The organism is Bacillus sp. FSL R9-9530 (assembly GCF_038008145.1).
Taxonomy (GTDB): Bacteria; Bacillota; Bacilli; order Bacillales; family Bacillaceae_G; genus Bacillus_A; species Bacillus_A mycoides.
On record NZ_JBBOYO010000001.1, the window covers coordinates 1115016 to 1130195 of the forward strand.

Sequence of the window (15180 nt, forward strand, 5' to 3'; positions counted from 1 at the left end):
GGAGAAAACAGGAAATGTTACAAATGTGTTTTGTTAAATAGAAACCAAGGTCAAAATGTTTAAAAAGAAATAGTTGAATAAATAAAAGCTACAAATTATAATTACTAATATTCTTCATATAGTTAAACAAATAAAATCTATTTGAAGAAGAAAAATTGAATAGAGAGACAGACTTATATAAAATAAGCCTTGGATGATCAAAAGAGGTGGAGAGATGCAACAATTTTTATTGAAGAGTAAACGAGTATTAAGTAATCATTTTGGATTTTTCGTATTTGCTGTTATTTTACTTTGGTTAAAAACATATGCCGCATATGTGACAGAATTTAATTTAGGGATATCGAACACAATCCAAAAGTTCTTACTGTTTTTCAACCCGTTAAGCTCAGCAGTTCTATTTTTAGGGCTCGCATTATTCGCAAAAGGGAAACGAGCTTACATTTGGTTAATTATTATTAATTTGCTAATGTCTATACTTTTATACGCAAACGTAGTATATTATCGCTTTTTCAGCGACTTTATTACGTTCCCGACATTAACACAATCGAATAACTTTGGAGATTTAGGTGGTAGTATTTTTGCATTGCTACACTTATATGATCCACTATATTTCTTAGATACAATCATTTTAATTGTTTTAGTCGCAACGAAATTTGTAAATCCTAAACCAATCCGTGTTGCGAAGCATAAATTATCTCTAGTATTTGTAGCAGGTATTTTATTATTTAGCGTTAACTTAGGTCTGGCAGAATCTGACCGTCCTGAATTGTTAACAAGAACATTTGACCGCAATTATATCGTGAAATATTTAGGGGCGTACAACTTTACGATTTATGATGGTATTCAAAGTGCGAAAGCATCAACAGAACGAGCATTAGCGGATGGAGATAATATGACAGAAGTTAGAAACTATCTTTCATCAACTTATGCAAGTCCAAACCCTGAGTATTTCGGTAAAGGAAAAGGAATGAACGTAATTTATATTCATTTAGAGTCATTCCAAAACTTTTTACTAAACTACAAGCTAAATGGTCAAGAGGTTACACCATTCTTAAACTCATTTACAAAAGATGCGAATACGTTATACTTTGATAACTTCTTCCATCAAACAGGACAGGGGAAAACATCTGATGCGGAGTTCATGTTAGAGAACTCAATGTTTGGATTACCACAAGGATCTGTTTTTACAAATAAAGCTCATAACACGTATCAATCAGCACCGGCTATTTTAGGACAACAAGGATACACATCAGCAGTGTTCCACGGTAACTACAAAACATTCTGGAACCGTGATGAAGTTTATAAATCATTTGGTTTTAATAAATTCTTTGATGCGTCATACTACGATATGAATGAAAAAGATGTAGTAAACTATGGCTTAAAAGATAAACCGTTCTTTAATGAATCAATTCCGTTATTACAAACGTTGAAACAACCGTTCTATACGAAGTTCATTACGTTATCGAACCATTTCCCTTATCCGATTGATAAAGCGGAAGCAACGATTGAACCAGCTAAAACAGGTGATTCATCAGTAGATACGTACTTCCAAACAGCACGCTATTTAGATGAATCTGTAAAAGGATTCATTGATTACTTGAAACAATCTGGTCTATACGATAACTCAATTATCGTTATGTACGGTGATCATTACGGTATTTCAGATAATCATAGTGCAGCAATGTCTCAAATAATGGGTAAAGAAATGAACGCATTTGAAAATGCTCAATTACAACGTGTACCATTAATCATTCGCGTACCAGGAATGGAAGGCGGCGTACAACATCAATACGGCGGAGAAATTGACGTTCTTCCAACGTTATTACACTTACTAGGTACAGATACGAAAAATTATGTCCAATTCGGATCAGATTTATTATCACCAGAGCATAAACAAGTCGTTCCGTTCCGTAACGGTAACTACGTAAGCCCAACAGTTACTGCACTTAACGGCAAATACTATGATACAGCGACTGGGAAACCTGTAGAATTTACAGATGAAATAAAACAAAATGAGCAAATGGTTCAAAAATCACTAAAATACTCCGACCAAGTTGTTAACGGTGACTTATTGCGATTCTACACACCAGAAGGATTTACACCGGTAGAACCTTCTAAATATAACTATAACAATCGTGATAAAGATAAAACGAAGGTGAAGACGACTGAAGACGGGGAAACGAAATAAATAATAAAAAATCCTACTCGTATAGAAAACGAGTAGGATTTTTTGTTTTAAGATTTACTTTCGGATTTTTGGAGTGCTACTTTTTTAGGCATAAAACATGCAATAATCAAAGCTACAAAGGATAAGACTAACATAAATACGTAGGCATCACTTGAGCTGAAGATAGAAGCTAATTTCGTTACTTGCATAGTTGATATGCTTCCGTTCTCACTAGATAACTGTGAAGTATGTGAAGTGGATTGAATTGTATATACAGTGATAATGACTGCTGTTCCTATAGCACCTGCTAATTGACGTACGGTATTATTCACTGCGGAACCATGTGAACCCAGTTCTCTTGGTAAAGCGTTTAAACCTGCTGTATTTAAAGGCATCGAAATGAAACTTAGTCCAATGCGTAGAATAATGGTACGAACCATTAAATACATATAAGTGGTGGATTCGGTCAAATCAATTACACCCCACATCGATATAATGATACATATTAAACCTATAATAAAGAGTGGTTTTGCCCCATACTTATCAAACATTTTACCCGTGATAGGTGATAAGAATGCATTAATTACAGCTCCAGGTAATAGAAGTAAACCTGATTCAAAAGCAGTAAAACCTCGTCCATTTTGCAAGTAAATCGGTAAAAGAATTAAATCAGCATACATAATCATCGTAATGAGTACGTTAATGACTGATGTAAGAGTGAAAATTTTATACTTAAATACGGATAAATTTAATAGTGGATCGCTAGACTTTATTTGACGTAAACAGAATAGAGTTGTAACAATTATTCCGATGATAATTGTAGTAATAACAACTGGATGATCCCATCCTTTACTTCCTGCACTACTAAATCCGAATATAATACAACCAAAGCCAATCGTTGATAAAATGACACTTACGATATCTAATTTTGCTTTTGTTGTCTCAGCAACATTCATTAAATATTTTAGCGCGAGAATAATAACGATTAATACAAATGGAGCGAATCCAATAAATAACCATCTCCATGATACATATTCAATAATAAAGCCAGATAATGTTGGAGCGATGGCTGGCGCAAAAATTATGGCGAAACCGATGGTTCCCATAATACTTCCACGTTTTTCACTAGGGTATAAATATAAAATAACTGTCATCATTAGTGGCATAATAATTCCTGCTCCAACTGCTTGAATCATTCTTCCTGTTAACAAAATACCAAAATTCATGGCGCATGCACAAAGAACAGTCCCGATAAACAAAGAGAGCATCGAGCTAATAAACAGCTGCCTTGTTGTAAATCGTTTCATTAAAAATGCAGTAATTGGCACTAGAACGCCATTTATGAGCATAAAGCCTGTTGATAGCCATTGTACGGTTGCAGCTGTAACATCAAATACTTCCATTAAATTACTCATCGCTACATTTAATAACGTCTGATTTAATGTTGATAAAAAACAACCGGAAATGAGCACAATTAATATGATTTTTTTATTTCTTTCTGATATTTCCTTTTGCATTGGTAAACTCCTTCATTGTTGTCTTGATTTATCGACATTGTGTCGATAAAATTAATGGTAACAAAATAAATTTTCTTTGACCATGAACAGTTTTGTTGAAAATGTTCACTACTCGACATAGAAGGTATGCACTGTCGAGTAAGTAAAGAGAAAATCTATAAAGGAGTTTCAAAATGTCTACACCTAAAAAAGAAGATCCTCGTACAGTTCGTTCAAGAGAAATGTTTAAAAATGCTGTTTTTTCTCTCCTATGTGAGAATCCTAGTATTTCAAGTTTAACGGTTCAGAAAGTCGCAACAAAAGCAGGATTAAACCGAACAACCTTTTACTTACATTATCAAGATATTCAAGATTTACTAGACCAAATCACGAATGAGATTTCAAATGAACTTTCAAATAAAATAGCTGATTTAATACATGCAAAAGATTTATCAGAAAAACAAAAGCTAACACAATTACTTGATTATTTATATATCCATCGAAATTATTTATTTATATTATTTAAAATGAATCAATTTGAGGAGCAACTATTTTTATTTTTAAAAGAGTTAATAGAAACGAGAAGAGAGAATACGAAAAAGGATTTGCCTGATGATTATGTTGCGGTTGATATTAAAACAGCTTCATTGGTAGGTATTATCATGTGGTGGATAAGGAATGGACTTCACTTTAGTTCAGATTATATCGCAAATCAAATTTATTTCATGTACAGAGGGTAATGAGTTAAAAATATTTTATGTATCGACACATTGTATTATTAAGTGCGACACCTAAAGAAAAAAGCCCATATCGCTTCGTATAAAGTAGAAGTTATCACATCACTTACTTCATACAGAAAACTGCCCATGAAGGGTTTCAGGAAGAACTGTCGCACTTAGATTGACAAATTGTCTTTAAAATAAAAAATCGTATTGTATAATTTCATATGCCGCATGTATATAGTAAAATTTTTAAATGAAAGTACAATCATTGCACTGTGCATAAACAAGAATTTGGACTTAATTTTAGAAGAGATACAAGATAAGATATTAATAGAAAGCGATTTCAAACTCTAATTTTGCAAAGTTAGTATCTATACTTGCAATTCTATTTAAGAACAAGTATAGAAAGGGTGTATATCATATATGATATTAGATAATCGAAGTATAAGTATTTTACAGCAAATTATTCAAGCAGATAGCTATGTTTCTGTATCTCAATTAATGGAAGTCATACAAGTTTCAAAGCGAACAATTTATTATGATATGAAGAAAATAGAAGATTGGTTAGTTGCAGAGGATTTAAATTCATATGAATATATTCGCCCTTTAGGCTACTGTTTTGATAATGAAACGAAGCAAAGAGTGATAAAAAAGTTAAATGGATTTACAACAAGCCAATATGAATATTCTCCACATGAACGAAAAATATTGCTGGTTCTTTATATACTAACAATGGAGAAAAGGATTCTATTAGAAGACTTAATAGAACTTGTGCAAGTCAGTCGTAATACTGCTCTTGCTGACTTAAAAAAAATAAAAGCAGAGTTAGTGAAGTTTAAGCTCGCATTAAACTTTAATCGTAAACATGGCTACAATATTATAGGGAATGAACATGGAAAACGAAATATATTAATCTTAAATCTTTCACAAATAATTTCAAAGCATGGATGGGAATATTTAATATCGCATGTGAAATATATTACGAATGATAATAAAAATGTAAAAGGTAATAAAGATCACGAGGAACTTCTTATAATAAAAAATATTTTATCAAATTGTGAAGAGCTTTTAGGGGTCCAGTACACAGATGAGGTACTTGAAAGTTTAAGCGTTTACATGTATTTATTCCGCAATCGTATTGTAAATGGAAAATGTGTCGAGATGGAAGATGCTGAAAAGGATGTACTAAGAGAAACAAAACAATTTGAAGCAGCAAAATATATTGCAAAACAGTTTGAAAGAGTATTTTTCGTGGATTTTCCAATAGATGAAATTTATTATATTACGACGCATTTGTTAGGAGCAAAAGTAAATGCTCAACAAAAAGACTTTGAAAAAAGTGAAATTGATGGAATACATTCAATGGTCGGATATATGATAAAGGATTTTCAACATTATGCTTGTGTTATATTTCAAGATTTTGAAGGACTTGCTTCAGACCTATATCTGCATATGAAACCGGCATATTATCGTGTAAAGTACGGGATTGAAATAGAAAATCCATTACTTTATACAATCCAGCAAAATTATGAAGAAGTATATACTCTTACAAAAAAAGTAATTCATCATTTTGAAGAATATGTTGGGAAAATAGTTTCAGATGATGAAATGGCATATATTACTATGCACTTTGGTGCTTGGATGAGGAAAGAGGGAATCGTTCCCAGCCCAAGAAAAACCGCGCTACTTGTTTGTCCAAATGGTATTGGTACATCACGTATGTTGCAGTACCAATTAGAGCAAGTGTTTTCAAGTGTAGATATTTTAAAAGCCATTTCAAAGCGGGAATATGAATCAAATACATTTGATGTAGATTGTATTATTACTACAACTGAACTGGAGAAGGGGGAAATTCCTATCTTTATGGTAAATCCATTTTTGACCGATTCCGAAAAAGCATCGTTACTACGAAAAGTCAATGTAGCTTTATATGGCGAAAATCAAAATGATTCAGTTGATATGATGATGGGTATTATCCAAAAATACACAGACATTTTAGATGAAAAATCTTTAAAAAATGAATTGAGAGAGTTTATGAGTGGTCCGGTACATATTGATAAGGAGGAGAAATATAAGCCTATGTTAAACGAGCTATTAACTAGAGAATTTATAGAGCTTGAGAATCACGTTGAGACGTGGGAGGAAGCAATTCGTGTTGCGTCGGAACCTTTATTACAAAGTGGACATATTTCTGAAGAATATATTTCTGAAATGATTGCGAATGTAAAGAAGTTAGGCCCGTATATTGTAATTGCACCTAAAATTGCTATACCTCATGCTCGTCCAGAAGCAGGTGTCAAAAAATTAGGGATGAGTTTATTACAACTAAAAGAGGGTGTGTTATTTTCAGAAAAACAAGAGCATGCTGTAAATTTAATTATTGTATTAGCAGCTATAGATAACGAGACACATTTGAAGGCATTGGCACAATTAAGTGAGATGTTATCTGAACCAACGAACATAGAAATGTTAATGCATTCAAATTCAAAAGATAAAATGCTAGAAATGATAGCTAAATATTCTAATTAAAGGGGAGATTGAAATGAAAAAAGTATTAGTTGTATGTGGAAATGGATTAGGAAGTAGTTTTATTATAGAAATGAATGTAAAGAAAATATTAACTGAACTTGGTATGCATGCTGAAGTTTCTCATACGGATTTAGCATCAAGTAAATCAGAACAAGCAGATCTATATTTAGGTGCGAAAGATATCATTTGCAACCTTGAAGATGGTACTCGCACAGTTGCTGGATTAACAAACATTCTAGATTTAAATGAAATTAAAGAAGCATTACAAAAACACCTGATGTAGAAACGGTGAAAGGGGAGTAGTGCTATGTTTGATTTAATAATGAAAGATATTTTGGGACAGCCTGCAATATTAGTTGGATTGTTTGCTATGTGTGGTTTACTATTGCAAAAAAAGAATTTTGCAGATACAGTTTCAGGAACATTAAAAACAATTATGGGCTTCGTCGTTTTAGGAGGCGGAGCCACTATATTAATAGGGGCTTTAGATGTTTTTGGTAAAATATTTGATAAAGCATTTCATATTAAAGGGATTATTCCAAATAACGAAGCTGTTGTTGCGATAGCACAGCAAACTTTAGGAACAGAAACGGCATTAATTATGGTATTTGGGATGATTGCTAATTTACTAATTGCACGATTTACAAGATTTAAATATGTATTTTTAACTGGTCATCATACCTTATTCATGGCATGTTTAATTTCAGCTGTATTTTCAACTACAGGGATGAAAGGCGCTTCACTAGTTATTAGTGGGTCTATTATTTTAGGATTACTTATGGTCATTTTTCCAGCTCTACTTCAACCGTATGTTAGAAAAATTACGGGAATGGATGATATCGCAATTGGCCATTTCGGTTCAGTTGGGTATTTAGCAGCAGGATTTGTTGGTAGTAAATTTGGAAATAAGGAAAAATCTACAGAACAAATTAAAGTACCGAAGTCATTAGGGTTTTTACGTGATACATCAGTTTCTATGTCATTAACAATGGCTGTGTTATTCTTTATTGTTGCACCATTTGCTGGGAAAAACTTTATCGAAACAGAATTAAGTAACGGACAAAATTATCTCGTGTATTCATTCATGCAAGCAATTACATTCGCTGCGGGTGTATATATTATTCTAGCTGGTGTCCGTATGTTGATTGCAGAAATTGTCCCTGCATTTAAAGGGATAGCAGATAAACTTGTACCAAATGCCAAACCAGCATTAGATTGTCCAACAATCTTCCCATTCGCGCCAAATGCAGTTATTATTGGCTTTTTAACAAGTTTTATTGCTGGATTACTATCTATGTTTATTCTTCCGTTTATCGGATTAAGTGTAATAGTGCCAGGATTAATCCCTCATTTCTTCACAGGGGCAACAGCTGCTGTATTTGGAAATGCAACTGGAGGAAGACGAGGAGCAATACTTGGAGCTTTTGTAAATGGATTATTAATCTCATTCCTACCAGCTATATTACTACCTATATTAGGTGGATTAGGATTTGAAAATACAACATTCGGTGATTCCGACTTTGCTGTTGTTGGTATTTTAATTAGTGAAATTGCGAAATTGCTAGGGAATGTTTTCTAAATAATAGAGCATAAAAAGACTTGAATTCTAATTATGAATTCAAGTTTTTTTATTTAAATATTAAAGTGTAAGAAAGTGAGGGGATTTGAATAAAAGAAATAGGGATTGGTTTGAAAAAAATGTGTTATGATTGTTTGTAAAATCTTTTGATTTTCCTTGAGGATCAATATTGAAACAGAAAAGTATATTTTCAAAATAGGGTAAAATAAAAGGAGTCTATGCATGAATTTTCAAAATGAAAAAATATCATTACATTTAGAGGTTGTAAATTACCAATATGCAGATGCAAAAGACGAGTGTGATAGAAATTGGTTAAGAGTAAAAGCGAAACTATCAGAAGAAAATAAAGTTTTTGAAACGATGGATCCTTTTTTACAAACATACGATTTACAGTACATGATAAAATGGTTTGAATCTTTACCAAACCCTACATATAACGAACTAGATTTCATAGAACCAAATTTAGCGTTTGAATTTATGGGGGGAAAAGCAGGCGAGTTTAACATTGTTATTCGCTTATCGCTGGAACTTAACCCCACATGGTGTAAGGAAGAAGAATACGAATTTTCTATCGGTATAACTCAAGAGGATAGGGAGAATATTATTCGTTCTATTGAAGAGCAACAAAGGAAATTCCCAAAACGATAAAAAAAGACTTGATAACCTACAAGAGGGAATCAAGTCTTTTTATTACATACGATTATCATGCCAGAAGTTTAATGGGAAGTGTTCGTTCTCATTATAGGCTTCTAATTCATATCCTCTTTCTTTCAGCCCTTTAATAATACCAGGTACTGCTTTAACTGATTGTGGATGAATATCATGCATTAGAATAACTTCTGTTGGGTTTGTAGCACCATGTAGAACGTTTTCTACGATTTTAGCAGATGCAGCGTCTACTTGCATTTTGTTGTATTTCCAGTCTAATGAATCAATTGTCCAATCCCAAACTTTTAAACCATTTTCAACAACTTTGTTGCGAAGAGCTTCATTTAACCCTGGCATTGAGCCGTAAGATGGACGAGTTAATACTGGAGATTTTCCTAGAACGCCAGCGATTAAGCCTTGGTCTTCTTTCATTTCATCAACGTAATGACCTTCTGTGTAAAGTTTCTTGTAGTTATGAGTCATACTGTGCATCCCAACATAGTGGCCTTCAGCATCTTCACGTTTTACAAGATCAGGGAAAGCTTTTACGTTTGAACCAATTAGGAAGAATGTTGCTTTTGCATTTTCACTCTTTAACATATCTAAAAGCTCAGCTGTGTATTTTCCAGGACCATCGTCAAATGTTAAGTAAGCGACTTTTCTAACTTGCCCGTTATAGTGCTTTGGAGCTTCTTTCGGAGCAAGGGACGTTTGAATTTCACTTACAAGTTGAACAGATTTCGCTTCATCCTCTGTACTTGCTAGAGCGATATGTGTTGATCCGTAAGCAGCTTCGTATGTAAATAATACCCCAGCGCAAATCAACAGAGCCCTTTTCACTAAAGTTGTCATCCGAATTCCATTGTGCATAATTTTCCTACTCTCTATAAAAGTTCTACTCTACTATATTAGCAATTTTAGAGGGGGAAATGCAAAAAAACTTTTTTACAAGCGCAAAAAAGTTTGTTAAAAAGTATGTAAGATTTCACTGTTTTGCAGGTTTGAAAAAATGAAACAAGAATTAAATGAATGGAACTGCATGTAAAATGGTTCATTCACGTTTTTTGTTTTAGAAAGGGAGGATAAGTATGAAAAAATTAGCTTGTTTACATGCTCATCATTCAAATATTGAATACATTGACCGAGCGTTGCAATTTTTTGAAATAGAAATACTCCATTTTGTAGATCCAATCTTATCACACAGACTAAAAATAGAACGAGAACAAGCACGAAATAATTTAAAAGATATTATAAAGTATATAGCTGAAAGTGATGTTGATACACTTTTAATAACTTGTACAGATTATATCACGTTATTAGATGAGAATTTCAAAATAGACATACCTATATTGAAAATTGATGAGCCATTCTTTGAAATGATTTGTCAGGTTGAAGAGCCACAGACAATACTATTTACAAATAACCGTACTGTTTCAGGAACGATGGAACGTTTAAGACTATACGCTCAGCAGAATAATAAATCCATACAAGTAAAAGTAGAAGTGATAGAAGGGATATTTGAGTTAATTATGCAAGGGCGTAAAGAAGAGCATGATGTTAAATTAGAAAAATATTTATATGAAATTATGAAAGATAGAAACGAAATGCTTTCAGTTGCACAATTATCTATGGTAGACGCTACTACAAGGGTAGAAAATATAATAGGAAGGAACATAATAAATCCGTTGAATGCGCTTGTGGAGTATTGTATACAGAGTGTGAATGAACAACCGTGTGAAAAATAAGGAAGAGGATGTTTGTTGTTTTAAAGAAAATCAATAAAAATTTCACATACCGTATTTAAAAAATAAATATAGGAAAACCAAAAAATAATGTAGAATATATCGTACATACATATATGAAGTGAACATAAAACATAAAAGAGGTGGGCATATGTTACTTGAAGAAGTAATGCAGCAACTAGAAGAGTATGGGACAGAGCAAACTCGTAAGACGTATAAAAACCACGGAGCGAAAGAGCCGTTATTTGGAGTTAGTTTTGCAAATTTAAAATTGTTAAAAAAGAAGATAAAAAAAGATCATGATTTAGCAATTTCATTATGGGAAACAAAAAATATGGATGCAATGACTTTAGCAACGATGATTTTAGATCCGAAGAAACTAACGTCAGAACAACTAAATAGATGGGTTCAGGATGTTGATTACTATTGTTTAATGGACGTTCTTATGACAGCTATATGTACGTCACCAATCGCGATAGAAAGAATGGACGAAGTCTGATGAAGAATGGATTGGAAGAGCTGGTTGGTCATTATTAGCGAATATAGCGATTAAAAATAAAACGTTACATGATGAATTCTTCACTCCGTATCTCGAAGAAATTAAAGCAAATATACATAATGAAAAAAATAGAAAAAAAGAAGCGATGAACAGTGCTTTAATCGCGATAGGAATTCGTAATGAAGACTTAGAGCGAAAAGCGATTGAAATTGCACGTGAAATTGGGAAAGTACAAGTTGATCACGGGGCAACGTCATGCAAAACACCAGACGCAGAACCGTATATAAAAAAAGCGAGAGAAAGAGCTGAAAAAAAGAAAGTAAAATAAGAAGGGGTAAGATTATGAAACCAATTGAAGCGGCACAAAGCATAATTACATCACAATTTTCGAATTGTGATGTTGCTTTACTAGGGGGAAGTGTGGCTAGAGGAGAGGCTACGAAAACATCTGACCTTGATATTGTAATATTCGACCAAAGTTTGTCATCTTGTTATAGAGAATCTTTCTATAGTAATGGCTGGCCTGTTGAAGTATTCGTACATAATTTTGAAACGTATAAAACCTTTTTTAAAAGTGATTGTGAGCGCGGGAGACCTTCATTACCTCAATTAGTTTCAGAAGGGATTGTGCTAAAAGGAAAAGATGAAATTGTAGAGACACTTAAAAGAGAAGCGAATGGTTTATTAAATAAAGGACCAAAAAAATGGTCAGAAGAAACGATGAAGCAGAAACGCTATTTTATTACGGATACCTTGGATGATTTCATTGGTGCAACAAAGAGAGAAGAAGAATTGTTCATCGCCAATTTATTAGCTGATTTAGTACATGAATATGTTTTAAGGGTAAATGGTCAATGGCTTGGAAATTCAAAATGGTTTATTAGAGTGTTAAGAAGGTATGACGAGCGATATGCAGAACATTTTGTAGCGGCTTTTGATCATTTTTATAAAACAGAGAAGAAAAATGAATTAATTAGTTTTATAGAAAATACGTTAGAGCAGTATGGAGGAAGAATGTTCGAAGGATTTTCTATAGGGAAATGAAAAGGGGATAGCAAAGTGAATGTACCATTCGTTCAATTAAGAGAACTGACAATAGATGATGTAGAAGATCGATATCAATGGTCATTAGATACAGAAGTAACAAAGCATTTAGTTGTACCAGATCAATATCCACCGTTCACTCGTGAAGATACGAGAAGGTGGATTGAAGCATGCATAAGTCGAAAGAATGGTTATGAACAACGAGCTATCGTTACAAAGGAAGGTATACACATTGGATGGGTAGACCTAAAAAACTTTGATAATACAAATAAAAATGCTGAACTAGGGATTGCAATTGGAAATAAAGAATATTGGGGTAAAGGATATGGAATGGCGGCCCTATACAGTATGTTACAAATCGGTTTTTCTGAATTCAAATTAGAAAAAATTTGGCTACGAGTAGACGAAGATAATTTACAAGCTAGAAAGAGTTATGAAAAAGCAGGATTTGTTTGTGAAGGAATAATGAGAAATGATCGGTTACGTAAAGGGAAGTTCATTCATCGTTATCGCTATAGTATGTTAAGAGAAGAATACCAATCTTTAAATAGTAGCTTATAAAAATATTATGTTAACTTAAAGGGGCAGGATAAATATGATTCGATTACTTACGAAAGAAGATGCGGAAAAATATTGGGACTTACGTTTACAAGCTTTACAAGTAAATCCAGAGGCATTTGTAACAACTTATGAAGAGGCGATTCGCCAGGAAAATCCTATTAAGAGAGTGGAAAGTAATTTAACAGCTACTACTAGTTGTACATTTGGTGCATTTAATGAAGAAAATCATTTAGTTGGAGTTGTCACTTTACTAACAGAAGAGAGAGAGGCGTATAAACATAAAGGTCATATCGTTGCGATGTATGTAGATGCACAAAATAGACGTAACGGACTGGCACGTGAGTTAATTGCAAATGCAACTCAAAGAGCGAGAGAAATAGAACTAGAGCAATTGAACTTAGGTGTTGTATCCACAAACGAACCAGCAAAAAAATTATACGGATCAATGGGCTTTAAAACTTATGGAATTGAAAAGAGAGCTTTAAAAATGAATGGTGTGTATAGTGATGATGAAAATATGGTGTTGTTTCTTTAAAGAATACATATATAATAAGAATTGCGAATTTTAATTATATTCATTTTGTTGTATCGTATAACAAGAAACTAAACAAGGGGTTTTAAAATGAAAGCTATTGCAGTAGGGATATTGGCATCGTTTTTCTTTGCCTTTACCTTTGTGTTAAACCGGTCGATGGACTTAGGGGGCGGGAGTTGGATTTGGAGTGCATCACTACGGTATTACTTTATGGTTCCAATGCTACTACTTATTGTCATGTATAGAGGGAATTTAAAACAACTCTTGCAATATATGAAAAACAATCCGAAAGAGTGGTTGTTATGGAGTATTGTAGGGTTTGGTCTCTTTTATGCACCGCTTAGTTTCGCGGGTGCGTTTGGACCGGGGTGGCTTGTCGCTTCGACTTGGCAAATTACAATAGTTGCAGGGATTTTGTTAACACCATTTTTTGCGGTAGACCCATTACATAAAAAACTTCCAATGAAAGAATTAGTAATGTCAGGCATTATTTTATTCGGTGTTGTTCTTATGCAAGTAGAACACGCTTCTTCTTTAGGGATTCGTGAAACCATTTTATGTGTGGTTCCTGTACTCATTGCTGCGTTTGCATATCCACTTGGAAATAGAAAAATGATGCAAGTATGTAAGGGCGAATTAGATGTCTTCCAACGAGTTCTCGGTATGACATTAGCAAGTTTACCATTTTGGTTTTTACTATCTGGTTATGAAGTATCAACAGGCGGATTACCGTCAAGTAGTCAAGTTTTCCAATGTTTTATTGTAGCAGTTAGTTCAGGGTTAATCGCAACGGTATTATTCTTCTTTGCGACAGATCTTGTAAAAGATGATCCGCAAAAATTAGCAACAGTCGAGGCGACACAGTCTGGTGAAGTTTTATTTGCATTAGTAGGAGAGCTGATCTGGTTATCGGCTCCAATTCCGTCTTCTTTATCGTGGGTTGGAATGAGTCTTGTAATTGTCGGAATGATACTTCATAGTTATGTAGCTGTAGTTGTGAAAAAAGAAGAGAAAATAACGGCGTAATGAGATTAGCTCTTTTTCAATAAAGAGCTAATCTTTTTTCATGAGAAAGGATGGAGATAGGATGTTACAACGTGTTGAGTATTTAGAAATAGATCCCATTAAAAAAGTATTAAAGCATGCGACCGGTCCGAGTGAAGCGAGCTTATTTAAAGCAGTTTCAATGTATAAAAATGATCAGGCAGTGCTATATAAATATGGGAATAAGGGTTGCATAGGTAAGTGCTAATTCATACAAATAGAGCGAGAATGTGTCACATAGCTGTTGATGAAAAATATCGTAATCAAGGAATTGCACTTCAAATGATTAAAGAAATAATTAGGGAATATGAGTTAACATATATTGAGGCTGAGACAGATACAGAGGCAGTCGGATTTTACAAGAAATGTAACTTTAAGATTGAAAGCTTGGGAGAGAAATATCTGGGGGTAGAGAGGTTTTATTGTTATTTAGAGAATGAATAAAATAAATAGCTCATCATTTGTGATGGGCTATTTCATATTAGTATAAATTAAGATTGCTAGATTGAAAGTTTTTGATTGTGTTCACCTTTCTATATTAATTTTAAATAAATACACCATAATTTAACTGTTTCCGATATGATAAAAACGACAGAGGTATAGTAATTGAAATG

Annotated in this window: 13 protein-coding genes and 2 pseudogenes; 13 read left to right on the forward strand and 2 right to left on the reverse strand. The window is 33.3% G+C overall.

Going from position 1 to position 15180, the window contains the following annotated elements; translation table 11 throughout:
- Positions 1-214: 214 nt before the first annotated feature.
- Positions 215-2188 carry an LTA synthase family protein gene (locus tag MKX66_RS05405; protein ID WP_012261147.1) on the forward strand — a complete coding sequence of 658 codons (1974 nt, stop codon included), beginning with the start codon at positions 215-217 and terminating at the stop codon, positions 2186-2188.
- A 47-nt stretch (positions 2189-2235) separates the two neighbouring features.
- On the opposite strand, the gene MKX66_RS05410 is transcribed toward MKX66_RS05405, so the two are convergent.
- The gene (locus tag MKX66_RS05410; RefSeq protein ID WP_193653284.1) at positions 2236-3684 is read right to left on the reverse strand and encodes a DHA2 family efflux MFS transporter permease subunit; all 1449 of its coding nucleotides are present in this window, start codon (positions 3682-3684) and stop codon (positions 2236-2238) included.
- A 173-nt stretch (positions 3685-3857) separates the two neighbouring features.
- Here MKX66_RS05410 and MKX66_RS05415 point away from each other — a divergent pair, with 173 nt between their 5' ends.
- From MKX66_RS05415 to MKX66_RS05435, 5 genes are all read left to right on the forward strand, one after another.
- Positions 3858-4403, forward strand: a complete 546-nt coding sequence (locus MKX66_RS05415) for a TetR/AcrR family transcriptional regulator (RefSeq protein WP_002127851.1) — start codon at positions 3858-3860, stop codon at positions 4401-4403.
- A gap of 405 nt (positions 4404-4808) precedes the next feature.
- Complete coding sequence (locus tag MKX66_RS05420; RefSeq protein ID WP_341085758.1) at positions 4809-6914, forward strand: BglG family transcription antiterminator; 2106 nt, start codon at positions 4809-4811, stop codon at positions 6912-6914.
- Positions 6915-6927: 13 nt separating this feature from the next.
- On the forward strand, positions 6928-7197 hold the full coding sequence (locus MKX66_RS05425; RefSeq protein ID WP_215589791.1) for a PTS sugar transporter subunit IIB: 270 nt from the start codon (positions 6928-6930) through the stop codon (positions 7195-7197).
- A 24-nt stretch (positions 7198-7221) separates the two neighbouring features.
- The gene (locus MKX66_RS05430) at positions 7222-8493 is read left to right on the forward strand and encodes a PTS ascorbate transporter subunit IIC (RefSeq protein WP_000459912.1); all 1272 of its coding nucleotides are present in this window, start codon (positions 7222-7224) and stop codon (positions 8491-8493) included.
- Positions 8494-8715: 222 nt separating this feature from the next.
- The gene (locus tag MKX66_RS05435; protein WP_002032758.1) at positions 8716-9141 is read left to right on the forward strand and encodes a WapI family immunity protein; all 426 of its coding nucleotides are present in this window, start codon (positions 8716-8718) and stop codon (positions 9139-9141) included.
- 42 nt (positions 9142-9183) lie between these two features.
- Here the strand turns inward: MKX66_RS05435 and MKX66_RS05440 are convergent, their stop codons facing one another.
- The gene (locus MKX66_RS05440; RefSeq protein ID WP_002127847.1) at positions 9184-10011 is read right to left on the reverse strand and encodes a peptidoglycan-N-acetylglucosamine deacetylase; all 828 of its coding nucleotides are present in this window, start codon (positions 10009-10011) and stop codon (positions 9184-9186) included.
- Between the two features lie 218 nt (positions 10012-10229).
- Here MKX66_RS05440 and MKX66_RS05445 point away from each other — a divergent pair, with 218 nt between their 5' ends.
- The 7 genes and pseudogenes from MKX66_RS05445 to MKX66_RS05475 all read left to right on the forward strand — a co-directional run bounded on the left by MKX66_RS05445 (position 10230) and on the right by MKX66_RS05475 (position 15010).
- Positions 10230-10886: a hypothetical protein gene (locus MKX66_RS05445; RefSeq protein ID WP_061674126.1), complete on the forward strand. Its 657-nt coding sequence runs from the start codon at positions 10230-10232 to the stop codon at positions 10884-10886.
- A 148-nt stretch (positions 10887-11034) separates the two neighbouring features.
- Positions 11035-11710, forward strand: a pseudogene (locus MKX66_RS05450) (DNA alkylation repair protein).
- Positions 11711-11724: 14 nt separating this feature from the next.
- Positions 11725-12426, forward strand: coding sequence for a nucleotidyltransferase domain-containing protein (locus MKX66_RS05455; protein WP_159146791.1), 702 nt, complete (start codon positions 11725-11727; stop codon positions 12424-12426).
- 15 nt (positions 12427-12441) lie between these two features.
- A complete protein-coding gene (locus MKX66_RS05460) occupies positions 12442-12987 on the forward strand; it encodes a GNAT family N-acetyltransferase (protein WP_159146790.1) in 546 nt (181 codons plus the stop codon).
- 34 nt (positions 12988-13021) lie between these two features.
- On the forward strand, positions 13022-13522 hold the full coding sequence (locus tag MKX66_RS05465; RefSeq protein ID WP_215589789.1) for a GNAT family N-acetyltransferase: 501 nt from the start codon (positions 13022-13024) through the stop codon (positions 13520-13522).
- Between the two features lie 87 nt (positions 13523-13609).
- Complete coding sequence (locus MKX66_RS05470; RefSeq protein WP_002065948.1) at positions 13610-14548, forward strand: DMT family transporter; 939 nt, start codon at positions 13610-13612, stop codon at positions 14546-14548.
- A gap of 61 nt (positions 14549-14609) precedes the next feature.
- Positions 14610-15010: pseudogene (locus MKX66_RS05475) on the forward strand (GNAT family N-acetyltransferase).
- The last annotated feature ends 170 nt before the right edge of the window (positions 15011-15180 follow it).

What these genes read in the sequence shown, in the direction of transcription:
- MKX66_RS05405 (WP_012261147.1), top strand. Translation starts at nt 215, where the DNA reads ATGCAACAATTTTTATTGAAGAGTAAACGAGTATTAAGTAATCATTTT.
- MKX66_RS05410 (WP_193653284.1), bottom strand. Translation starts at nt 3,684, where the DNA reads ATGCAAAAGGAAATATCAGAAAGAAATAAAAAAATCATATTAATTGTG.
- MKX66_RS05415 (WP_002127851.1), top strand. Translation starts at nt 3,858, where the DNA reads ATGTCTACACCTAAAAAAGAAGATCCTCGTACAGTTCGTTCAAGAGAA.
- MKX66_RS05420 (WP_341085758.1), top strand. Translation starts at nt 4,809, where the DNA reads ATGATATTAGATAATCGAAGTATAAGTATTTTACAGCAAATTATTCAA.
- MKX66_RS05425 (WP_215589791.1), top strand. Translation starts at nt 6,928, where the DNA reads ATGAAAAAAGTATTAGTTGTATGTGGAAATGGATTAGGAAGTAGTTTT.
- MKX66_RS05430 (WP_000459912.1), top strand. Translation starts at nt 7,222, where the DNA reads ATGTTTGATTTAATAATGAAAGATATTTTGGGACAGCCTGCAATATTA.
- MKX66_RS05435 (WP_002032758.1), top strand. Translation starts at nt 8,716, where the DNA reads ATGAATTTTCAAAATGAAAAAATATCATTACATTTAGAGGTTGTAAAT.
- MKX66_RS05440 (WP_002127847.1), bottom strand. Translation starts at nt 10,011, where the DNA reads ATGCACAATGGAATTCGGATGACAACTTTAGTGAAAAGGGCTCTGTTG.
- MKX66_RS05445 (WP_061674126.1), top strand. Translation starts at nt 10,230, where the DNA reads ATGAAAAAATTAGCTTGTTTACATGCTCATCATTCAAATATTGAATAC.
- MKX66_RS05455 (WP_159146791.1), top strand. Translation starts at nt 11,725, where the DNA reads ATGAAACCAATTGAAGCGGCACAAAGCATAATTACATCACAATTTTCG.
- MKX66_RS05465 (WP_215589789.1), top strand. Translation starts at nt 13,022, where the DNA reads ATGATTCGATTACTTACGAAAGAAGATGCGGAAAAATATTGGGACTTA.
- MKX66_RS05470 (WP_002065948.1), top strand. Translation starts at nt 13,610, where the DNA reads ATGAAAGCTATTGCAGTAGGGATATTGGCATCGTTTTTCTTTGCCTTT.